Origin of the sequence: Halalkalibacter suaedae, assembly GCF_017939705.1 — a bacterium.
Taxonomy (GTDB): Bacteria; Bacillota; Bacilli; order Bacillales; family Bacillaceae_D; genus Halalkalibacter; species Halalkalibacter suaedae.
Map to the genome: position 1 here is coordinate 112,061 of NZ_JAGKSQ010000005.1, position 21,494 is coordinate 133,554.

General features: G+C 39.7%; 20 protein-coding genes. 2 read left to right on the forward strand and 18 right to left on the reverse strand.

Going from position 1 to position 21,494, the window contains the following annotated elements:
* Nucleotides 1–6: 6 nt before the first annotated feature.
* A complete protein-coding gene (gene smc, locus J7W16_RS13075) occupies nt 7–3,573 on the reverse strand; it encodes a chromosome segregation protein SMC (protein ID WP_210597768.1) in 3,567 nt (1,188 codons plus the stop codon).
* Nucleotides 3,574–3,723: 150 nt separating this feature from the next.
* Here smc and J7W16_RS13080 point away from each other — a divergent pair, with 150 nt between their 5' ends.
* Complete coding sequence (locus tag J7W16_RS13080) at nt 3,724–3,945, forward strand: DUF1128 domain-containing protein (RefSeq protein ID WP_210597769.1); 222 nt, start codon at nt 3,724–3,726, stop codon at nt 3,943–3,945.
* 51 nt (nt 3,946–3,996) lie between these two features.
* Here the strand turns inward: J7W16_RS13080 and rnc are convergent, their stop codons facing one another.
* The 10 genes from rnc to J7W16_RS13130 all read right to left on the reverse strand — a co-directional run bounded on the left by rnc (nt 3,997) and on the right by J7W16_RS13130 (nt 13,865).
* On the reverse strand, nt 3,997–4,719 hold the full coding sequence (gene rnc / locus J7W16_RS13085) for a ribonuclease III (RefSeq protein ID WP_210598032.1): 723 nt from the start codon (nt 4,717–4,719) through the stop codon (nt 3,997–3,999).
* A 189-nt stretch (nt 4,720–4,908) separates the two neighbouring features.
* A complete protein-coding gene (gene acpP, locus J7W16_RS13090; protein ID WP_210597770.1) occupies nt 4,909–5,142 on the reverse strand; it encodes an acyl carrier protein in 234 nt (77 codons plus the stop codon).
* A 41-nt stretch (nt 5,143–5,183) separates the two neighbouring features.
* The gene (gene fabG / locus J7W16_RS13095) at nt 5,184–5,927 is read right to left on the reverse strand and encodes a 3-oxoacyl-[acyl-carrier-protein] reductase (RefSeq protein WP_210597771.1); all 744 of its coding nucleotides are present in this window, start codon (nt 5,925–5,927) and stop codon (nt 5,184–5,186) included.
* The gene (fabD, locus tag J7W16_RS13100) at nt 5,927–6,856 is read right to left on the reverse strand and encodes an ACP S-malonyltransferase (protein WP_210597772.1); all 930 of its coding nucleotides are present in this window, start codon (nt 6,854–6,856) and stop codon (nt 5,927–5,929) included. Before fabD ends, fabG begins: the two co-directional genes overlap by 1 nt.
* Before the next feature lie 15 nt (nt 6,857–6,871).
* A complete protein-coding gene (plsX, locus tag J7W16_RS13105; protein WP_210597773.1) occupies nt 6,872–7,879 on the reverse strand; it encodes a phosphate acyltransferase PlsX in 1,008 nt (335 codons plus the stop codon).
* A complete protein-coding gene (gene fapR / locus J7W16_RS13110) occupies nt 7,879–8,460 on the reverse strand; it encodes a transcription factor FapR (protein ID WP_210597774.1) in 582 nt (193 codons plus the stop codon). Before fapR ends, plsX begins: the two co-directional genes overlap by 1 nt.
* Nucleotides 8,461–8,564: 104 nt before the next feature.
* Nucleotides 8,565–10,613, reverse strand: a complete 2,049-nt coding sequence (gene recG, locus J7W16_RS13115; RefSeq protein ID WP_210597775.1) for an ATP-dependent DNA helicase RecG — start codon at nt 10,611–10,613, stop codon at nt 8,565–8,567.
* Between the two features lie 300 nt (nt 10,614–10,913).
* The gene (locus J7W16_RS13120) at nt 10,914–11,771 is read right to left on the reverse strand and encodes a DegV family protein (RefSeq protein ID WP_210597776.1); all 858 of its coding nucleotides are present in this window, start codon (nt 11,769–11,771) and stop codon (nt 10,914–10,916) included.
* A 26-nt stretch (nt 11,772–11,797) separates the two neighbouring features.
* The gene (locus tag J7W16_RS13125) at nt 11,798–13,480 is read right to left on the reverse strand and encodes a DAK2 domain-containing protein (protein WP_419095838.1); all 1,683 of its coding nucleotides are present in this window, start codon (nt 13,478–13,480) and stop codon (nt 11,798–11,800) included.
* A gap of 22 nt (nt 13,481–13,502) precedes the next feature.
* Nucleotides 13,503–13,865, reverse strand: coding sequence for an Asp23/Gls24 family envelope stress response protein (locus tag J7W16_RS13130; RefSeq protein WP_210597778.1), 363 nt, complete (start codon nt 13,863–13,865; stop codon nt 13,503–13,505).
* 210 nt (nt 13,866–14,075) lie between these two features.
* Between J7W16_RS13130 and rpmB the strand changes: the two genes are divergently transcribed.
* Nucleotides 14,076–14,264, forward strand: coding sequence for a 50S ribosomal protein L28 (gene rpmB / locus J7W16_RS13135; protein WP_210597779.1), 189 nt, complete (start codon nt 14,076–14,078; stop codon nt 14,262–14,264).
* 67 nt (nt 14,265–14,331) lie between these two features.
* On the opposite strand, the gene spoVM is transcribed toward rpmB, so the two are convergent.
* The 7 genes from spoVM to fmt all read right to left on the reverse strand — a co-directional run bounded on the left by spoVM (nt 14,332) and on the right by fmt (nt 21,486).
* Nucleotides 14,332–14,412, reverse strand: coding sequence for a stage V sporulation protein SpoVM (spoVM, locus tag J7W16_RS13140; protein WP_210598033.1), 81 nt, complete (start codon nt 14,410–14,412; stop codon nt 14,332–14,334).
* A 342-nt stretch (nt 14,413–14,754) separates the two neighbouring features.
* Nucleotides 14,755–15,399, reverse strand: a complete 645-nt coding sequence (rpe, locus tag J7W16_RS13145; RefSeq protein WP_210597780.1) for a ribulose-phosphate 3-epimerase — start codon at nt 15,397–15,399, stop codon at nt 14,755–14,757.
* A gap of 1 nt (nt 15,400) precedes the next feature.
* Entirely contained in the window at nt 15,401–16,282 is an 882-nt protein-coding gene (rsgA, locus tag J7W16_RS13150) for a ribosome small subunit-dependent GTPase A (protein WP_210597781.1), read from the reverse strand.
* Between the two features lie 55 nt (nt 16,283–16,337).
* Complete coding sequence (pknB, locus tag J7W16_RS13155; RefSeq protein ID WP_210597782.1) at nt 16,338–18,332, reverse strand: Stk1 family PASTA domain-containing Ser/Thr kinase; 1,995 nt, start codon at nt 18,330–18,332, stop codon at nt 16,338–16,340.
* Nucleotides 18,329–19,087 carry a Stp1/IreP family PP2C-type Ser/Thr phosphatase gene (locus J7W16_RS13160; RefSeq protein WP_210597783.1) on the reverse strand — a complete coding sequence of 253 codons (759 nt, stop codon included), beginning with the start codon at nt 19,085–19,087 and terminating at the stop codon, nt 18,329–18,331. The genes pknB and J7W16_RS13160 overlap by 4 nt, the downstream gene beginning before the upstream one ends.
* A gap of 117 nt (nt 19,088–19,204) precedes the next feature.
* Nucleotides 19,205–20,551, reverse strand: a complete 1,347-nt coding sequence (rsmB, locus tag J7W16_RS13165) for a 16S rRNA (cytosine(967)-C(5))-methyltransferase RsmB (protein WP_210597784.1) — start codon at nt 20,549–20,551, stop codon at nt 19,205–19,207.
* Complete coding sequence (gene fmt / locus J7W16_RS13170) at nt 20,548–21,486, reverse strand: methionyl-tRNA formyltransferase (RefSeq protein WP_210597785.1); 939 nt, start codon at nt 21,484–21,486, stop codon at nt 20,548–20,550. Before fmt ends, rsmB begins: the two co-directional genes overlap by 4 nt.
* Nucleotides 21,487–21,494: the final 8 nt, after the last annotated feature.

A 21,494-nucleotide genomic window follows, 5' to 3' on the forward strand; every position in this document is an offset into this window, starting at 1 on the left:
ATGCACCTAACTTTCTATTAGTTCTTTTGTTTCCTCTAACCGAACCGATACAAGTCTTGAGACACCGGATTCCTGCATCGTGACTCCGTACAGTACATCTGCTTCTTCCATTGTTCCTTTACGGTGAGTAATAACGATAAATTGTGTTGCTCCACTAAACTCTTTTAGGAACTGAGCAAACCTGCTAACATTCGCCTCATCAAGAGCTGCCTCAACCTCATCAAGTACACAGAAAGGAACAGGTCTCACTTTTAAGATCGCAAAGAGTAGGGCAATGGCTGTTAATGATCGCTCTCCTCCCGATAGCAACGCAAGATTTTGCATCTTTTTACCTGGTGGTCGTGCAACCATTTCCACCCCTGTATTTAACAATTGATCTGGATTCGTTAATACAAGGTCTGCCTCTCCACCACCAAATAGCTTTTTGAAGACAACTTGGAAATGTGAGCGAATCTGAACATATGTCTCATAGAAGCGCTTGGTCATTTCCTGGTCCATTTCAGCTATCACACTATGGAGTGTTGCTTTCGCCTCATTGAGATCTCCTTGTTGTTCCATTAAAAAGTCATAGCGCTCCCTAACACGCTCATACTCCTCAATAGCCCCTAAGTTGACCGTCCCAAGCTCCTCAATCGCAAGCTTAATTAACTTGACCTTCACCCGAGCTTCCTCTGGATCAATCGTAAGCTGATACGAGCTTTTTGCCGCCTCAAATGATAACTCGTATTCATCTCGTAAATGTGATAAACGATTGTCTAAGTCAACATCCATCCGATTCACCTTCACTTCGATTTGACGACACTCATCTGCTAGTGAGGCGAGAATTCGCTGCTGCTCTTTTTGGCGTTCCTCTACGTCTGTTAACTTTTCTTCGAGCATTTCTCTTTCTTGCTTCATGACAGATAAGGATTCAGTTAATTCTATCTTGCGTAGCCTACTTTGTTCAATTCGTTGATCTAGAGTATTCTCTCCCGTAGAGCGATCGGACATCTCGCCTACTAAGTAATTGAACTGATCAGTTAAGTCTAGAACTTCCTGTTCTAATTCCTTTTTAGATTCCTCTAATCGTTTTGTCTGACTACTAACAGAAAGAAAGCGCTCCTTCGCCCGAGCAAGCTCAATTTTGTCTGTTGTTAAATCGTCCTGAAGAGTTTCCTTTGAAACACGCTGTTGCTTTTGTTTCTGTTCTAATTCAGCAACACGCAGCTCAAGTTCTTTTGTTTGAGATGAGGCTTCTTCATACAGACCTTCTAGTTCTTTCAGTCTAAGTGTAATTCTGTTAATATCCTCTGCAAAGCCTGCCTTCTCTCGATCAAAACGAACAAACTGTGCTTGTGAATGCTCAACTTCTCTTTCAATATTATGAACAATTGTCTTGGCTTCTTGTAATTCAGTTCTAGCCTGATCACCTTTTGAACGTAGCTGTTCGATCTTGTGTTCATTTTCCTTACTTGATTCTTTAAGTTGTTTTACTTCCTGCTCAAGTGTGAATGAGACTTCCTTAACCTTTTTGAGCTTTTGATTTAAGTCTTCTAGTTCACGTTTGCGTCCTAGTAATGGAGTTTGCTGCTGTTTCACACTTCCTCCTGTCATTGAACCACCTGGATTCACGACATCTCCTTCAAGTGTGACAATTCGGTATCTATGACCAACCAATTTGGCAAGTTCATTTGCTCCCTGCAAATGATCGGAAATGATCACATTTCCCAGTAAATTTGAGATAACCGGATCATATTTCTTTTCATAACTAAGAAGGGTAGCAGCGACACCAACAAAAGATGGGTGATGCTGTAGGGACTGCAAATACGTCTCAGGAATATTCCGCCCTTTCATTACTGGTAGAGGCAAAAAGGTAGCTCTTCCTAGACGATTTTTCTTTAGAAACTGTATTGCTTGTCTTGCATTCGCTTCCGAATCCATGACGATATGTTGAGAGGCTCCACCGAGAGCAATTTCAAGAGCGGTTTCATATTGCTTAGGAACTTCAATTAATTCCGCAACGGCCCCTAGCACGCCTCTAAGACTTCCTTCCCTAGCTTTGAGAATTTCCTTAACACCATGAAAAAAACCAGAGAAGTCTGCTTGCATTTCCTCGAGCACATCAGCTCTTGACTGCAGTCGTTGCTGAATTTGATAGGTCTCATACAATTTGGTTTCTTTTTGGGTATACCGTTCCTTTTGCTGTTCATGAAGACGGATCAGTTCACGATATTCTTCACCAATTTTCTCAAGTGTTCGCTCCCTCAGCGAAGCTTCTCTCGTTGCTTCTTCGAGTTGATTTGACCACGTCTTTCGGATCGAGACTAAATCTTCATTTTCTGAGAGAAGTCGGTCTTTTTTACGCTCCTGCTGCTGCAGCTGTTCTTCTAAATAACGCCGCTCATTGCGAATACTCGCTTGCTCATTGAGCACCTCAATGTAGTCACTCTTCATTTGTTCGATTTCTTCTTCAATATCGGTTCCTGAAAAAGAAATCGCTTCTTCTTTTTCAGCTACTGCTGCTTCAAGCTCCTTCAGCTTAAGATTAGCAGACCTCATTTGGCTTCGTTCGTCTTCCACTTGTTGTGTCACTTTATCGAGAAGTAGCGACTTATCTTTGATTGAACGTTCTAGCTGTTCTTTGTTCTGAGAGGCATTTTTTCTTCTTTCCTTTAACACCTCACGACGACCTTCATTTTTTTCTAATTCTTCACTTGAATGTAATAGTTCGTCCTGCAAATGATTGTATCGAGCTGAAAGAACCGATGTTTCTTCTCGTAACTCTAATCGGCGACTCTCAAGCTCTTCTAATTCAGTCTGAACTCGTTCATAATTTGTTCGAAATGTTGTTAGTTTATTTTTCTCCGTGTTCCATCTCGCGTGTAATGTTTCAATTTCATATACTAATAAGGCGATATCTACCTCTTTTAATTGATCACGTTTTTCTAAGTAATCTTTTGCGACAGAGGCCTGTACCTTTAATGGTTCAACCTGACCTTCTAATTCATGTAAAATATCCTCAACCCTAAGTAAATTGTCCTGTGTCTCGAGTAAACGTTTTTCTGCCTTAACTTTTCTCGTTTTATATTTTAAAACACCTGCCGCCTCTTCAAAAATAACGCGACGGTCTTCAGCTTTATTACTTAAAATCTCTTCAACTTTACCTTGTCCAATTATTGAATAAGCTTCTCTTCCAAGACCAGAATCTAGGAATAAATCCACGATGTCTTTTAAACGACATGGTTGTTTATTAATTAAATATTCACTATCCCCAGACCGATACACACGTCTTGTAACACTCACTTCACTATAATCAATCGATAGATGTTGGTCTTCGTTATCTAAAACAAGACTGACTTCAGCATAATTTAATGCTTTTCGACTATCACTTCCTGCAAAGATGATATCCTCCATCTTCGTTCCACGAAGAGACTTAGCAGATTGTTCACCTAAGACCCAACGAATACTATCTGAAATATTACTTTTTCCACTTCCGTTTGGTCCAACTACGGCAGTAACACCTGGAACAAATTCAACATTAATTTGTTCTGCAAATGATTTGAACCCAACGACTTCAAGTCGTTTGAGGAACATCTTTTTTCCCCCTAACCAAAATTAACAACTAATCTATTTTATCACATCAATCTTCGCAATAACATTATGTCTAATGATTTTTCTTATGTCATAAGGACAAAATATAGTTACTGTGATACGATATAATCATAAAAATTTAGGAGTGAACGTATGAACCTCGATACTGAATCAAGAGAAAATATTGAGTATATGCTTGAAGAAATCAAACGAAAGTTACAAATCGTCAATGCAGGTGCACTAAATTCCAAAAGCTTTGACACCGCACAATATGAAGACCTTAGAGATATTTATGAAATGATTCAAAAGAAAACCAATTTCTCTGTTAGTGAGTTGGATGCGATCGTGACTGAGCTTGGTAGGCTACGAAAATAAAAAGAGGTTAACTCAAAAGGGGTACATTTCCCTTTTGAGTCAACCTCTTTTTTAATTGAGCTTTGATTGCTCACTCAGATGCATAAGAGCTTGCTGTGCAGCGTGCTGCTCAGCTTCCTTCTTAGATCGACCCGTTCCCACACCAAGTGCAACTTCATTTAATTGTACTTCAGAGACAAATTCACGATTGTGGGCAGGACCACGTTCTTGAACAATTAGATACTGAATTGTTCCAAGATTGTCTCGCTGAATAAATTCTTGTAGCTGACTTTTAAAATCCATCATATGAGAAAAAGCACCTTCGTTAATCTTTGGATACATCGTTCTACTTAGAAATTGAAAGACAGCATCGAGTCCCTGATCAAGATAAAGGGCTCCAATAAACGCCTCAAACACATCTGCTAATAAGGCTGGCCTAGCTCGTCCACCAGTCATTTCTTCTCCTTTTCCTAGTAAAACAATTTCCCCAAACTTAAGCTCTTCAGCAAACAGAGCTAAGGAAGGTTCACATACAATGGATGCACGAAGTTTTGTCATATCTCCTTCGCTCATCGTATTAAATTTCCTGAACAAAAACTGAGATATCGCAAGCTCAAGCACAGCATCACCAAGGAACTCCAAGCGTTCATTATCTTGACAGGTGAAAATCCGATGCTCATTCACATAGGATGAATGGGTGAAAGCCTGAATAAGAAGCTTTCGATTATCAAAAGTCATTTCAATTCTTTCCAATAACAAGTCAAATTTCCCTTTTTGTTCACTGGATAAAATCATTTTTCTAGAGCCGCGTTTTCGGTCACGATCATATGATTGTGAATATCGAGCCTTTTTTGAAGGTTTCGAAGATTGTGGCATACATAAACCACCTCCTACATTTCTGAATTAATTAAACAGGCTATCATTTGTGTTAAAGGGGGTACCAAAAGCACAATCACCTTTTGAGACACCCCCCACTTTATTCTACTACTGACGTCCTGCTATGTAATCAACGACATCAGCAACCGTTGAAATTTTTTCAGCTTCTTCATCAGAGATTTCTAGGTCAAACTCATCTTCAAGCTCCATAACAAGTTCAACAACGTCCAATGAATCTGCACCAAGATCGTCTTTAAAATTAGCTTCAGGCTTTACTTCAGCCTCTTCAACACCAAGACGATCAACAACAATTTTAGTAACACGTGACAATGTATCTGACATGTTTCGTTCACCTCCTCTCAAGTAAAATTAATTTAGCACCTTTAAGGCATAACCATTCCACCATCAACATGTAATGTTTGCCCGGTCATATAGTCTGCATCAGAACTTGCTAAGAAACGGATCGCATGTGCAATATTTTCTGGCTTTCCAAGAGCTGCTAGCGGAATTTGATTAAGCAACTGTGATTTCGTTTCTTCACCTAGCTCGTCTGTCATATCTGTTTCAATAAAGCCAGGAGCAACAGCATTCACATGAATATTACGGTTAGCTAGTTCTCGAGCCATCGTTTTCGTCAAACCAATTACTCCTGCTTTAGCAGCAACATAATTAGCCTGACCAGCATTGCCTAATACGCCAACTACAGAAGCAACATTAATGATTCTACCATATCTTTGCTTCATCATTTGTCGACTTACCGCTTTTGCACAATTAAATACACCTTTTAAGTTAGTGTTAATGACTGAATCCCATTCTTCTTCTTTCATCCTCATCAGTAAGTTGTCTCTTGTAATACCTGCATTATTAACAAGAATGTCAACACGTCCAAATGCTTCGATTGTTTGTTTAACCATCGCTTGAACTTGTTCACTATTTGCGACATCAGCTTGAATCGCTATGCCATCAACACCTAGTGCTTTAATTTCAAGAATGACTTCCTCTGCCTTTGCTGCACTACCCGCATAATTCACAACAACATTGGCACCATTTCGTGCAAGCTCAAGTGCTGTCGCTCTACCAATTCCACGAGAAGCTCCTGTCACAATTGCCGTTTGTCCCTTTAGCACTATTCAGTCACCCCTTCCAGTGTTTCTTTTAATTTTAAGACATCTTCCCTATTAGATACTGAAACGGCTTTAACGTTACGGTTAATTTTCCGTACGAGTCCTGTTAGAACGTTACCTGAACCTACTTCTACAAATGTATCAACCCCTAATTCTAGGAGCGTTTGAATGGTATCTTCCCAAAGGACGGGTGAGTAGACTTGTTCAACAAGATTGGTACGAATCACGCTAGCATCTGTCACTACTTGTGCCGAGACATTAGCAACTACTGGAACCATTGCGTCATTAATTGTTATCTGCTGGAGTACAGGTCCTAACTTTTCAGCAGCTGGTTTCATTAAAAGTGAATGAAACGGACCACTAACCTGCAGGGGAAGTACACGTTTTGCCCCTGCCTGCTTTGCCTGAATACCAGCCTCTTCAACTGCTTTTGCCTCTCCAGAAATGACAATTTGACCCGGACAATTTAAGTTTGCTAACTGAACAGATCCAGCGTTTTCTGAAGCAGCATGACAAATGTCCTCTAAAGCTCCTCGATCAAGGCCCAGAACAGCAGCCATTGCACCTTGACCAGATGGTACCGCCTCTTCCATGAACAAACCACGGTTCCTCACCGCGACCACTGCATCCTCAAATGACATAGATCCAGCGGCGACTAATGCACTGTACTCACCAAGACTATGACCTGCAACATAATCAGCCTTAATACCTTCTTCTTTCACAATGTTCAATACAGCCGTACTCATTGCTACTAGTGCTGGCTGTGTATGTTCAGTTCGTTTCAATAACTCATCAGGACCTTGACTAATAATCTCTGATAACTTATACCCTAATGCATGATCAGCACGCTCAAATACATCTGTTTGAAGATCCTGTCCCATGCCAACAGCTTGAGAGCCTTGACCTGGAAATAAAAAGGCTAGTTTCCCCATTTTTAATGGCCTCCCCTATTCTTTTTCTTCTTTTACTGTATCAATCTTTGCTATTTCGTTTTTAATTATTGTAACTACCTGCTGTTCAGCCATCTCACGTGCTTGGCGAATCGCATGAAAAAGAGCTGTTTCATCTGAGGAACCATGGGCTTTAATAACTGGAGCCTTTAGTCCATATAAACCGGCACCACCATATTCTGAATAGCTCATCTGGTCCTTTACACCTTTGAAACTCGATTTCAAAACACCTGCAGCCAGCTTATTAACGAAAGAACTCGTTAATTCTTTTTTCAACAAAGAGAATAAAGTTCCTGCCGTTCCCTCAATTGTTTTTAGAACAAGATTTCCAGCAAAGCCGTCACAAACGACAACATCAGCTACACCAGACAAAAGATCGCGTGCCTCAACATTGCCAACAAAATTAATATTTGCTTGTTCTAGAAGAGGATAGGCCGCCTTCGTAAGCTCATTTCCTTTTCCCGCCTCTGTTCCTACATTTAACAGTCCGACACGCGGTTTACGAACATTCCGAACCATTTCCATATAAGTATTACCTATTATCGCATATTGCAGTAAATGCTCGGGCTTAGCATCCATATTGGCTCCAACATCCAATAATAAGAAACCTTTGCCATTCAAGGTTGGTAGCATTGGAGAGAGGGCTGGCCTGTCAATTCCATTAATTCGGCCAATATATAGCAAACCAGCTGTCATCAATGCCCCCGTATTCCCTGCCGAAATCGTCGCATCTGCTCGACCTTCTTTGACTTCTTTAACAGCAAGCACCATAGAAGCATCCTTTTTTCTCCGTACTGCTTTTGTTGGTTGATCTGTATCTTCTATTTTCTCCGTTGTATGTAGTATCGTTATTTGCTTTTCTTCCTGCAAATGTTTACGGATTTCCTGCTCATTGCCTATTAACGTAATCTCTAAGTCAGGAAAAGCTTGTATTGCCTTTTGTGCCGCATGAACATGAGCCTTCGGGGCGTTATCGCCACCCATTGCATCGATTGCTATTTTCATTATCTATCATTCTCCTTAGCTGAATCCTTAGCCTTTGTCCTGAACATAACAAATTCTCCTGAAAAGACAAGCTCATTGTCAACATAGCTTTCGACTTCGACCGTCGTCCTACCTTGTACATTATTCAGAACTTTCGCTTTAGCAATAACGCGTTCACCTGCCTGAACTTGCCGAGTAAATCGGATATTTGCTTTTGCTGTTAATGCCAACTCATCATTGATAATAGCAACAGCCAATGAATTTGCTTGGGCAAACAAATGATGTCCACGAGCAATCCCACTTCTCGCGAAAACATGCTCAACACTTATATCTAATATGGATATTGCTCGATCATCGAGCTGAAGATCGACAATTTCACCAATGACTTCATCAGGAGAGAGGGCTTTTACATCATCAAGTTGTTGTTGGGCAACGCCTTTGATTCTCTCCCTTAATTCAGGAATAGCTAATTCTAACCGATCTAGTCTAATGGTTTGAATGCTTACAGAAAATTGCTCAGCTAGTGCCTCATCCGTCATAAACGGGTTCTTTGTAATCGTTTCTTGTAGGAGCAATTGTCTTTCCTTTTTCTTTCTTTTCATGGCATTCACCATCCATTTTTCGTTCAGTTGTTGCTTAATTATCCAATGAAATTATTACTAGGTCCTAAGAGTAGTATATAATTGCTTCGCCATGATTTCAATAGTTAATCAATTTTTTGCTTATTCATTGCTCCTTCTTTTTTCAACAGCTCTCGTAGCATTTTGAATTCATCATGAATCCAAAAAGATTCCGATTGGATTAGAGTAGCTGCGTCATTTCGAGCAACCTCTAATGCACGATAATCATGAACAACGTCAGCAATTTTGAAATCTGGTAAGCCACTTTGTTTTGCACCAAAAAAGTCACCCGGTCCCCTTAGTTCCAAATCTCTTTCCGACAAAACAAAACCATCATTAGTTTCAGTCATTATTCTCATTCGTTCTTTTCCTACCTCTGATTTTGGATCTGCTAGGAGAATGCAATACGACTGAGCTTGTCCACGCCCAACTCTCCCACGTAATTGATGAAGCTGTGCAAGACCAAAACGTTCAGCATCATAGATGATCATCACGGTTGCATTGGGAACATTAACCCCAACTTCCACGACTGTCGTTGAAACGAGAATCTGTGTTTGATTTTGACTGAATTCCTCCATGACTACATCTTTTTCAGATGAATGTAGTCGTCCATGCATTAAACCAACCTTCCATTTCCCTTGAAAATGCTGTGTTAGCAAAAGATGAACATCAATCGCATTTTGGACATCGATCTTGTCTGATTCTTCAATTAATGGACAAATAACATAGCATTGTCTACCTGCCATTAATTCCTTCTCAGTAAAATCTAGAACGCGTTCAAACATATCCGGCTTCGCCCAGTATGTTTCAATCGTTTTTCGTCCAGCCGGAAGCTCATCAATGATCGACACATCCATATCACCAAATACAGAGATCGCTAAGGTTCTAGGAATCGGGGTTGCAGTCATAAATAGAACATCAGGGTGCTCCCCCTTATCACGCAAGACACGTCTCTGTTCTACACCAAAACGATGCTGTTCATCTGTAATTACAAGTCCTAGATTATTAAAGTGAACATCGTCTTGAATTAACGCATGTGTGCCAACAATAATCTTCAGATGACCATTCGCTAATAATTCCAGCTTTTCTTTACGTTTTTTACCTTTAACAGAGCCAGATAGTAGTTCAACTTCTACTCCATATGGCTGAAATAGAGCTTGTAATGATTGAACATGTTGTTCAGCAAGAATCTCCGTTGGCACCATTAATGCTGCCTGGAAGCCGGCTTGAATAATAGCATACATGCAAATTGCTGCAACAACTGTCTTACCTGAACCAACATCCCCCTGTAATAGACGATTCATCTGAGTCGCAGACTGGAGATCAGTTGTGATTTCATCAATAACTCTTCTTTGGGCATTTGTCAAAGGGAATGGAAGGTCATCAATAAATGAGGAAAGTGAACCTTTATCAATCGCTACCGCCCGACCATGTGAATGCTCACGATTTGCTTTACGAAACGATTGCATTTTCAATTGAAAAACCAAAAACTCCTCATAAACCATTCTTCTTCTGGCATGCTTAACAAGTTCTTTATTTGTTGGAAAATGGAGCTGTGAAACGGCCTCTTTCTTAGAGGGTAATTTGTAATCTATTATGTATTTCTGTGGCAGAATTTCCGGTAGATAAGAACCGAAATCTTTTAGGGCTTGATAGATATACTTTCTTAATGACCTTGTCGTTAACGTTCCTGTGACTGAATAGACTGGAGCAAAAGTTTGTTCTCGCTCCTCACGCCCTTGTTTGAATTCATTTCCAGTAATCGTTAAGCGATGCTGGTCCCACTTCCCAGTAATCGTCACTTCAGCTCCAACCGCTATTTGTTTTTGTAAAAAGGCTCGGTTAAAAAAAGTAACTGTCACTAACACATTATCGACGAGCAATCGAAAGGTAAGTCTATTTTTCTTTTTACCAAAATATCGAATAGAAGCTTCAGTCTGTATGGTTCCAACTACGGTCACTCGTTCTTCATGCTTAACTTGATGTAAGTCTTTAATTTGATAATCTTCATAGCGAAATGGAAAATACTCTAGTAAATCTTGAACGGTTTCGATCCGTAGACTTTTCAGCTGCTTAGCCGTCTCTTCTCCAATTCCTTTAACAGTAGTAACTGGCTGCTCCATTATCTCATTCATGTACGATCCCTCCTTCTAGTTCTTAATGAAGAGTGAGGAAAAAAAGAAAAAGAAGAGGCTGGGACAAAGTGATTTAACTAATAGAAAATCCGAACAATGGTGGTTGGCGGACGGAAACCGCTCCTGAAATATACTTCGCTTTCCGCGGGAAGCCGGTGAGCCTCCTCGGCTAACGCCTGTAGGGTCTCACCTTTGGCTTTTTCACCCCGCAGGAGTCTACGTATATTTCATCCGCTACACGATTGCATTATTCGGCATTTCAGTTAGACACTTTAGTTATGTCCCGGCCTCATCTTTGAGCTATTTCGCTTTTGATACACTAATAGCGACTGTTCCTGGACCGACGTGGGCCCCAATAACAGCACCTATTGTTGTGATTACTTCGCTTTTTATGTCGAATTTCTCCTTGAGCAATGCTAGAACCTCTTTGGCGTACTCTTCATTCACTGCATGCGAAATCCCAACATGAATTGGCTCTGAACCGTATTGCTCCTGAAGAACTTCAATGATCCGATTCGTCGCCTTTTTTTGTCCACGAGCCTTCTCAAATGAATAGACTTCTCCTTCTTCAGTTAAAGAAAGGATTGGTTTGATTTTCAACATCGAGCCAAGCAATGCTGATGCTCTGCCAATACGACCGTTCTTTTGCAGATACTCTAGTGTATCCACCATAAAATAGACCTGTGTATCGTCAAGCAGTTCATTGAGCCTTGAGCGTATTTCATCACTACTCTTGCCTTCCCTTGCTAAAATCGCGAGCTCGACAACAATAATCCCAATAGCATACGAGGCTCTTTTGGAATCAACTACATGAATTGATTCTGCTGCCTCAAGCGATTGTACGGCAATAGTTGCAGCTTGGTACGTTCCACTTAATTTTGATGAGATATGAATCGAAATGATGGTTGTATCGTCTTCTTCTAACAAAGAGCGATACACCTCTTCGAATTGAAAAGGAGTAGGCTGTGATGTAGATGGGATATGATTCCGTTCCTTTACATAACGGTAAAAGTCATCGGCTTTTAACGTCACACCATCCTCGTATGATTCTTCGTTAGAAAATATGACATTAAGCGGAACGATGGTAATACCCAATTCTTCTGCCAAGCCTTGAGGAATATCCGCGGTACTATCCGTTACAATTTTAATTTTCTCCACGTACTTCAACTCCTTTTTCAAAACGATTACTCAACAGAAATAATATAAGAATAAAGAGGTTGATTTCCATCATGTATATCAACTTCGATTCCATCGTACTTTTCTTCTAAATAGGCAACAATCTCGTTTGTTTGTTCATCTGTAGCTTCGTCACCTTGTAGCAATGTAATAATTTCAGTATTTTCATCAATCATAGTATCAAGTAAGTCTTTCGTCACTTCTATAATGCTTTGACCAGAACTAACGATCTTTTTCTCTGATATTCCCATAAAATCATCTTTTTTAATATCAATTCCATCAATACTAGTATCACGAACAGCGTAAGTCACCTGTCCGGATTTAACTGTTGACAAAGACTCTTGCATGATAGTTGCATTCTTTTCTAAATCTTGACCTGGATTAAAAGCAAGTAATGCTGCTAATCCTTGTGGAACTGTTTTAGAAGGAATGACTTTGACATGCTTTCCTGCCACTTCAGCAGCTTGTTCGGCGGCCATAATGATATTCCCATTATTAGGTAGAATGATCACGTTTTCAGCGTGAGCCTCTTCTATTGCCTTAACAATATCCTCTGTACTCGGATTCATCGTCTGTCCGCCTTGAATGACAACACCAGCACCTAAACCTTTGAATAACTTAGCAACACCCTCTCCCATCGAGACAGTTACAATGCCAAATTCACTTTTTTCCTTAGGCTTGGTCGGTTCTTCTTTCTTTTCATAGACACTCTTCGTTTCTTCAAGTAAATGAGTGTGTTGTTGACGCATGTTTTCGATCTTAATATTAATAAGCTCACCGTATCTTTGAGCTTTCGTTAACACTTCTCCAGGTTGTTCAGCGTGGATATGTACTTTAAGAAGATCTTCATCGGAAACAACCAGGAGTGAATCTCCAATTAAACTTAATTCTTGTCTAAACTCCGCTTCATCAAATGGAGATTTTTTGGTCTTTTCATCTTCGAAACGTACCATGACTTCTGTACAAAAACCGAACTCGATGTCTTCAGTGGACATGTGGCTTTGAGCATTATGATGGTGCTCAACTTTTACTAATTCATCCATAGAGGGTTCGTCTAAATGATCGGACAGTTTTTCACCCTTTAATACAGCAAGGAAGCCTTCATAAATATAGACAAGACCTTGACCACCAGAATCAACTACCCCTACTTCTTTTAAAACGGGTAATAAATCTGGTGTTCTTTTTAAAGATGCATTCGCTTCTTTTAATGTTTCTTCCATGACAACAACGATATCATCATGCTTTCGAGCAATTTTAACAGCATGCTTCGCAGAATCTTTCGCTACAGTCAAAATCGTACCCTCTACTGGTTTCATAACTGCTTTGTAAGCAGTCTCGACACCATGTTCAAACGCAGCAGCAAGGTCCGTAGCTTTAATTGCTGACTTTCCTTCAATTTCCTTTGAAAAACCTCTAAATAATTGCGAGAGGATAACTCCAGAGTTTCCTCTCGCTCCCATTAGTAGTCCCTTTGCAAAAGAAGTTGCTACTTTGCTCGCATCTTCTTGAATAGATTGCTTGACCTCTTTTACACCAGAAGTGATTGATAAATTCATATTCGTTCCTGTATCACCATCTGGGACAGGAAAAACATTTAGTGCATCTACCACTTTGACATGATTTGATAAATTAGCAGCACCCTCAATAAACATTTGAGCGAGCTCCGTTCCTGTAATTTGTTTAGTTGCCACGAACATTTCCTCCTAACTAACCCTATGGGTTCGTGACGCGGACTCCTTGAACAAAGATGTTCACGGAATCAACATCGAGCCCTAACATTTGTTCTAATTGATATTTCACTTTAGTTTGTACGTTATAAGCAACTTCAGAAATCTTTGTGCCGTAGCTTACAATTATGTACATATCGATGTGAATTTGTTCTTCTTCCTCACGAATGACTACGCCACGTCGAAAATTTTCTTTTCCTAGTAAATCTGTTATTCCATCCTTCAATTGCTTTTGCGAAGCCATTCCAACAATCCCATAGCAATCAATAGCAGCTCCACCAGCTATTGTTGCAACAACATCTTTTGACACATCAACAGTTCCTAGTTGTGTTTTCATTTCAATTGACATTTTCATTCCTCCTCTTTGAAGCCAAACTTCATCGTTAATTACATTTTACTATACTATAGACATTTTTAAAAGCAGGTTTCAATTTCAGAGCTGTCAAGCAAGAATACTTGATAAAGTTTTCCTTAAGTTATTGCAATCAAAGATATGCTATGCTACTATATCTAAGTATGATTTAGAGTGTTTCGCATTGGAAATAAGGAGGTGCATATAATGGCACGTAAATGTTATATTACTGGTAGAACAGCACGTACTGGGAATAAGCGTTCTCACGCACTTAATAAAACAAAACGCCGTTGGGGTGCAAACGTACAAAAGGTGCGTATTATGGTAGACGGTAAACCTAAACGTGTTTACGTTTCTACACGCGCATTAAAGTCTGGTAAAGTAGAACGCGTTTAAGCTTAAGGTTTTACATTAGTAAATCCTTTAAAAGGTAAAAAAAGCACCGATTGGTGCTTTTTTTATTTTAGCCTTTTTTAAAAGAATTCAAAACCACTTTGACTACCCCACCTAAAAACTTCGGTAGCTTGATTGTGTAGAATTTCATAGCTCCTCCTCCTCAACGTGAATAGCCACGGGGATAATGATAAAGTTTGACTCATCAATAATAGGATGATGCCCTCCCCAACCATTAGCCATTTAGTCTCGACAAGAATCAAGTATAAGGATAAACATAATTGCTCTTTAAATTATATGCTGTAACGACAAACTATTCCTGTTTTTTTTCAGGTATGTTTATCAAATGCAACATGTATCCTTGTCTCTTTACCATTATGCATATGCCTTATACCTCAATATATGTCTATGGTGAAAGAATGTTCTTCGTGATTATCGTCTAAAGAAAAAAAAGAAATCATTGATAGATTACTCCATCAATGATTTTCTTATATTAGCCTCTTAATTGTGCTATTGCCTGTTGACGATCTTTTTCGTTATAGATAGCTGATCCTGCCACCAATACATTCGCTCCCGCCGCAACACAAGCTCTGGCTGTTTCTTCGTTCACTCCACCATCTACCTCAATATCGATATGTAAGTTTCGATTGTTAGCAAGTTCACTAACTTCTTTTATTTTCTTGAGAACTGAAGGAATGAACGCTTGTCCACCAAAACCTGGATTAACCGTCATAAGTAAGACGAGATCGACATCCTCAATTACTGTTTCAATAAATGAAACAGGGGTTCCTGGATTAAGTACGACCCCTGCTTTAATACCAAGGTCCTTAATATGGTGGATTGTGCGATGCAAATGTGTACATGCCTCGACATGGACTGAAATAATATCCGCACCTGCTTTCGCAAATAAAGGAATATACTGATCTGGGTCCTCAATCATCAGATGGACATCTAATGGCAATGTTGTAATAGGTCTAATGGCCTCAACAACAAGAGGACCGATTGTTATATTTGGAACAAAATGACCATCCATTACATCAACATGAATATAGTCTGCTCCTCCTCTTTCTACGTCTTTAATTTCATCTGCAAGTCGGGAGAAATTAGCAGATAGGATCGAAGGTGCAATTTTAATCATATTAATACCTCTTCTTTTGATTTTTGATTTCTTCTAGGAACTGATAATAATGATCTAGACGAGTTTGAGCAATTTCTCCACGATCAAAAGCAGCCTTAACCGCACATTTCGGTTCTGATGTATGTGTACAGCCTCTAAACTTACAAACCACTGATAACCTGGCCATCTCCGGGAAATACATTGACAAGTCTTCAATGGCAATATCAACAAAGTCCAATGAACTAAATCCGGGTGTATCTGCAACTAGCCCCTTGCCAATTGGTAGTAACTCAACATGTCTAGTTGTATGTTTTCCACGACCTAAGTGTGAAGAAATGGCATTTGTTTCTATATTTAAATCTGGCTTTAAATAATTAAGAAGCGAGGACTTACCGACACCCGATTGCCCTGCAACAACACTTATTTTCCCATCAAGGAATGGTAAGATATCATTCATTCCATCAGATTGCAAAGTCGATGTTAAAAGGACTGTATAACCAATCGATTCATAAAGCTCTTTATAGTCATTAATCTCACTCCTAAGCTTCTCACTTAGTAAATCTATTTTGCTAATCACAATAAGAGCGGAGATTTGGTTTGCTTCAATGTGAACCAGAAACTTATCTAATAAAAGTGGGCTGAAATCCGGTTCTAGTGCCGAAAAAACAAGAATGGCTTGATCGACATTAACGATAGGTGGGCGTATAAGCTCATTTTTACGTTCAAAAACATCTAAAACATAACCATCCGTAGCGTTCTCAGCCTCAAATTCGACTTCGTCTCCTACTAATGGTTTAATTTGTCGTTTACGAAAATTACCACGACCCCGACATTGAAAAAGGCCTTCTTCGTTTTGAACGTAGTAGAAACCACTTAGAGCTTTAGTGATTTTTCCGGTTGCCATTCATAACCTCCTTATTTCTAAAAGAAGGGGAGTGAGTAAAACTCATCTCCGCCTATCAATATTGAAATGTTTGTGATCTTTCAACGATTTCGTTATCTACATACACGTCATACGATCCTGGTTGCGATGGGCTAACACGAAGTTGGATTCGGAAGGTTTCTGTTTCAGTTATTGTTTCCTCTAAGTACGTTTGATCCTCGCCTTCTGTTGTCGCATCTCGGTAGATAATTTTCACATCAAATTGATTGCCCGCTGCGACATCCTCATCCTCAACAACGATCTTATAACTTTGTGAAATTAGCTTTGTTTGTTCTTCCTCAGGTTCTGGTTCCGGCTCTGGTTCTGGCTGTGGCTCTGGACCTAATGAAATAACTATTTTAACCTGATCTCCTTTGCTAAGAGTTGAGAAAGCTTGTGGGTCTTGTCTGATCACTCTTCCTTTTTCAATTGAAGACGAGTACTCTTCTTCATAATTCCCCTGCAACCCAACCTCATTCAAGTATTCTTGGACCGCATTTTGCTGCAATCCAACTAAATTCTGTAGACTAACTGGTGCTTCAACACTGTACGTAAGTGTAACAGTTGTGTCTTCAGGTATAACTAATGTTCCTTCTTTTGGATCCTGGTCCAATACAATTCCAGGATTCTCATCGTTCGTTTCTCTTTCCTCTCGCCTTACTGTAAACCCCTTACCCTCTAGCAATGCTTCTGCTCGATCAATTGAAACACCAATATAATCCTCAATTTCTACTTCTTTCTTACCTAAACTAACAAAAACAGTCACTTCAGCATTTTCTTTAACTTTGGTGCCTGGTTCTGGGTTTTGGCGAACGACTTGGTCCTTTGGTATATTTTCGTCATTTACATCTTCTCTTATAGGAACTAAGCTCGCTTCAGTAAGCAGTTCTTCTGCCTCTTCATAAGAAAGTTCAGATAGATCAGGAACTTCAACTTCCTCAACTTGGAACAGTCCAGGTAATATCGCAATAGCGACAATGAATGCACCGAAAACGAAAGCTAGAACAAATAAAGGAATAAGCCATTTTTTCTTACGCTTGCCCTTATCTTTTTTATCAGCAGACGTTTCCTGACTAGGAGGTGGCGTTTTTGAATGTTGAACCGGCATTTCAACCGTTTTTTCTAAGTCAGGTGTTGCATCGTTTTTGATAATTGGAATCGCTTTTGTTGCATCAAGATCGATTTCTTGCACATATGGAGCTTCGTTTATTCTATCTGGATTCAGAGCCGTCGCTACATCCTCTTCCATTTCTTGAATCGATTCATAGCGATTATTGGCATCTTTCTCTGTAGCCTTTTTTATAATATTTTCAATACTTTGCGGTATATTCGGCATTGTTTTTTTAACAGAAGGGATATCTGTCTGCAAATGCTTAATCGCAATTGATACAGCTGTATCTCCAGAGAAAGGCAATCTCCCTGTGATCATCTCATAAAATACGATACCTAAGGAGTATATATCTGATTTATAGGTAATATGTCCTCCCCGTGCTTGTTCCGGAGATAAGTAATGTACAGAGCCCATAACGGAGTTCGTATGCGTGATTGTAGCTGCTGAAATCGCCCTAGCAATCCCAAAATCGGTCACCTTAAGTACACCGTCATGACGAACGAGAATATTATGTGGTTTAATATCTCTATGGATAAGATGGTTTGCATGAGCATGGGCAAGTGCAGACAGCATTTGTTCCATATAGTCAATTGCTTCTTCTACCGGAAGAGGTCCTCTTGATTGAATAAGCTCTTTCAATGTTTGTCCTTCAATATACTCCATCACAATATAGTACGTACTTTCTTCCTCACCAACATCATAAATATTAACGACATTAGGATGTGCTAGACTAGTTGCGGCCTGAGCTTCTCTCCGGAATCTCTTAATGAATTGCTCATCATCGGAAAACTGTGGCTGAAGAACTTTAACGGCAACATGTCGATCAAGAATGACATCATGTGCTTTATACACATTGGCCATTCCACCCCCACCGATTGTCCCTAGAATTTGATAACGGCCGTTAATTCGTTGTCCGATCATATAACCGAACTCCTATCACTGTCATCTTGTGGAAAAGATAGGATCGCAACCGTAATATTGTCCTCTCCTCCACGTTCGTTAGCCAGCCTAATTAATTCCTTCGCCTTAAATTCTACTGTTTCGTCAGCCTGTAATTGTTGTTGAAGCTCTTCTGCTGTTATTTTATTTGTTAACCCATCCGAGCAAAGCAGAATGAACTGACAATCCTCTACCTGAAGTGTTGAGACATCTACTTTAATATCAAGCTCTGTCCCGAGTGCACGTAGTAAGACATTTCTTCTTGGATGATGCTCCGCCTCTTCTTCTGAGATTTGGCCAGAACGCACAAGCTCTTGGACTAGAGAATGATCTGCAGTTTTCAGATGAAAACCATATTCATTTTGTACATATGCACGACTATCTCCAATGTGAGCAATTGACACAAATTCTGATGTGCAAAGTGCCACAACTAATGTTGTACCCATACCCTTACATTCATCATGTTCATTTGCATGTGAGTGAAGCTTTTCGTTGATATGGATAAAATGTTCCTTGAGCCACTGCTCTGCTTCTCTAACTGAACTAATTTTCGTTTCTCGCTCCCATACACCACGGAAGTAGTCAGTTGTCATTGCACTGGCAACATCACCTGCACGATGACCACCCATTCCATCGGCTACAATAGCTAGTGTTCCTATTTCATTCCTGAACACTCCACCACTATCTTCATTATGAGATCGTACTTTACCTACATCTGTTTGGAAAGTAAAATCCATCTCAAGTCACCTCGCTCATCTTTTCTCTCTTTTCGAATAGTTAAAATGAATTCGACAATTTCTTATCTATTCCTTTGTTTTTACGATAATTGATCAAAAAGTCGCTTACGAAATAGTTTAACCTCGAACCATACTAGCAATAAAGAAGCCATCTGTTTGAAAATCGTGTGGTAAAATTGTTACGAGCCCATTCTGATAACGTCCCTGCTCAATTACTTTTGATGGCAATCTATCACTTAAGGAATGGTCTAACTTAAATTCCTTGTTTTTTGCCAAAAATGCTTGAACTGTTTCTTCATTTTCCCATTTATCGATAGTACATGTACTATAAATTAATTTCCCACCTTGTTTTACATGTGGAGCAACTGCCTCTAAAATGTCTAACTGAATTCGTTGAATCGATTGAATGTCTGACTCTTTTTTTGTCCATTTAATATCTGGTTTTCTTCGAATAACTCCTAATCCTGTACACGGAGCATCTACTAGTACACGATCGAATGTTTTTGTACCTAATTGAGCAGAAATATTTCTCGCATCCATAACATTTGATTCTAAATTTGTCAGACCAAGACGGTTCGCCTGCTCCTTAATTAGTTTAATCTTATGATCATGTAAATCAAAGGATAATAGTTGACCTTCGTTGTCCATTTGTTCGGCAATATGGGTTGATTTCCCGCCTGGGGCCGCACAGACATCAATAACATCCATCCCAGAATATGCATCAACTGCTCGTCCAACAAGCATCGAACTTTCATCCTGAGCCGTTATAAATCCTTGCTTGTAGGTCTCAGTCTGAAAAACATTGCCTTTTTCAATCACAATAGCATCTTCCGATAAATATCCCGGATTTGCTTTGATCCCTTCTTCTTGAAGCATAGTAACCACATGCTCAACCGACGCTTTAAGACGATTTACACGAACAGTGACAGTAGGGGGCACTAGGCTTGATTCACACATCGCCCTTGTTTCCGCTTCACCGTATTGCTCTATCCATCTTTTAATCAGCCAAGTCGGGAAGCTCATTTCAAGTGCCAATCGTTCGATAGGATCTTTTATTTCCGATAGGGACGGCGCACCTTGACGTTGAAAAGATCGTAGAACTCCATTGACCATTCCACTAATCCCTTGATGTCCACGCTTTTTGGCGATTGTTACTGCTTCATGAACAATCGCACGGTCTGGTACCCGGTCTAAGTATATAAGCTGATAAATGGATAGCCTAAGCAAAACTCGTACCCAATCATCAAGAGATTTCACTCCCTTTTTGACAAATGGAGTTAAATAATAATCTAATGTATCTCTTCTTTGAATCGTCCCATAAACGATCTCTGTTAACAAACCGACATCTCTTTGATCAAGTTTTGAATTTTTGACGGTTTGGTTTAAAAGTAAGTTACTATACGCTTGGCTTTTTTCGATTTGCAATAAAATATCCAACGCAACTTCTCGAACTGCCTTACTCATTCGCCAACCCTCATTCCAGGTGTCACTGTTGAGCCTGCACCATTGATAAACGCTTCCGCGGTCATACGTTTTTTTCCTGAAGGTTGTAGATCAGTAATTTTAATTGCAACATCATTTCCCGTCGAAATAACGATTCCATCCTCTTCAACTCTTTCAATTGTTCCCGGAATATTTTCTAGCTTACTTTGTACCTTCTCACCCCACCATACTTTCAAAGGTTTTCCTTGAAGGGTTGTGTAAGCAACAGGCCAAGGGTGCAATCCACGAATTTGATTATATAATTGTTCACCAGTGCGATTCCAATCAAGCTGTTCCATTTCCCTCGTAATGTTTTTAGCAAAGGTTACTTTCGTTTCATCCTGCTCAATCGCCTTGACCTTTCCATTAACTAAATTCGGAATTGTAGATAACAGTAACCTAGCTCCCTCGTAACTTAACTTATCATGTAATGTACCAACATGATCGTCTTCTGTAATCGGGACCTTGATTGATGAAAGCATGTCTCCAGCATCAAGTTTTTCAACCATATACATAATCGTAACACCCGCTTCTTTTTCACCATCAATAATTGCTTGGTGAATCGGTGCTCCTCCCCGGTACTTAGGTAGAAGCGAAGCATGAACATTAATACACCCATACTTCGGGTATTCTAAGAGCTCTTTTGGCAAAATTTGTCCAAACGCTGCTGTAATAATTAAGTCTGGTTCGTACGCTAATACCGCGGCTATTTCCTCTTGCACTCTAATTTTTTCCGGTTGAAGCACATCAATTTGGTGAATCATTGCTTCTTTTTTGACCGGAGGTGGGGTCAATATACGTTTTCTTCCAACAGGTCGATCCGGTTGTGTGACAACAGCAACGACATTATATTCCTCAATAAGTCCTTTTAGTACTGGAACAGAAAAATCAGGTGTTCCCATAAATACAATCTTCATTCTTGCAA

Excerpts from the sequence above, each read along its gene's own strand:
- smc (WP_210597768.1), bottom strand. The coding sequence starts at position 3,573 with ATGTTCCTCAAACGACTTGAAGTCGTTGGGTTCAAATCATTTGCAGAA.
- J7W16_RS13080 (WP_210597769.1), top strand. The coding sequence starts at position 3,724 with ATGAACCTCGATACTGAATCAAGAGAAAATATTGAGTATATGCTTGAA.
- rnc (WP_210598032.1), bottom strand. The coding sequence starts at position 4,719 with ATGATTTTATCCAGTGAACAAAAAGGGAAATTTGACTTGTTATTGGAA.
- acpP (WP_210597770.1), bottom strand. The coding sequence starts at position 5,142 with ATGTCAGATACATTGTCACGTGTTACTAAAATTGTTGTTGATCGTCTT.
- fabD (WP_210597772.1), bottom strand. The coding sequence starts at position 6,856 with ATGGGGAAACTAGCCTTTTTATTTCCAGGTCAAGGCTCTCAAGCTGTT.
- plsX (WP_210597773.1), bottom strand. The coding sequence starts at position 7,879 with ATGAAAATAGCAATCGATGCAATGGGTGGCGATAACGCCCCGAAGGCT.
- fapR (WP_210597774.1), bottom strand. The coding sequence starts at position 8,460 with ATGAAAAGAAAGAAAAAGGAAAGACAATTGCTCCTACAAGAAACGATT.
- recG (WP_210597775.1), bottom strand. The coding sequence starts at position 10,613 with ATGAATGAGATAATGGAGCAGCCAGTTACTACTGTTAAAGGAATTGGA.
- J7W16_RS13130 (WP_210597778.1), bottom strand. The coding sequence starts at position 13,865 with ATGTCAATTGAAATGAAAACACAACTAGGAACTGTTGATGTGTCAAAA.
- rpmB (WP_210597779.1), top strand. The coding sequence starts at position 14,076 with ATGGCACGTAAATGTTATATTACTGGTAGAACAGCACGTACTGGGAAT.
- spoVM (WP_210598033.1), bottom strand. The coding sequence starts at position 14,412 with ATGAAATTCTACACAATCAAGCTACCGAAGTTTTTAGGTGGGGTAGTC.
- rpe (WP_210597780.1), bottom strand. The coding sequence starts at position 15,399 with ATGATTAAAATTGCACCTTCGATCCTATCTGCTAATTTCTCCCGACTT.
- rsgA (WP_210597781.1), bottom strand. The coding sequence starts at position 16,282 with ATGGCAACCGGAAAAATCACTAAAGCTCTAAGTGGTTTCTACTACGTT.
- pknB (WP_210597782.1), bottom strand. The coding sequence starts at position 18,332 with ATGATCGGACAACGAATTAACGGCCGTTATCAAATTCTAGGGACAATC.
- J7W16_RS13160 (WP_210597783.1), bottom strand. The coding sequence starts at position 19,087 with ATGGATTTTACTTTCCAAACAGATGTAGGTAAAGTACGATCTCATAAT.
- rsmB (WP_210597784.1), bottom strand. The coding sequence starts at position 20,551 with ATGAGTAAGGCAGTTCGAGAAGTTGCGTTGGATATTTTATTGCAAATC.
- fmt (WP_210597785.1), bottom strand. The coding sequence starts at position 21,486 with ATGAAGATTGTATTTATGGGAACACCTGATTTTTCTGTTCCAGTACTA.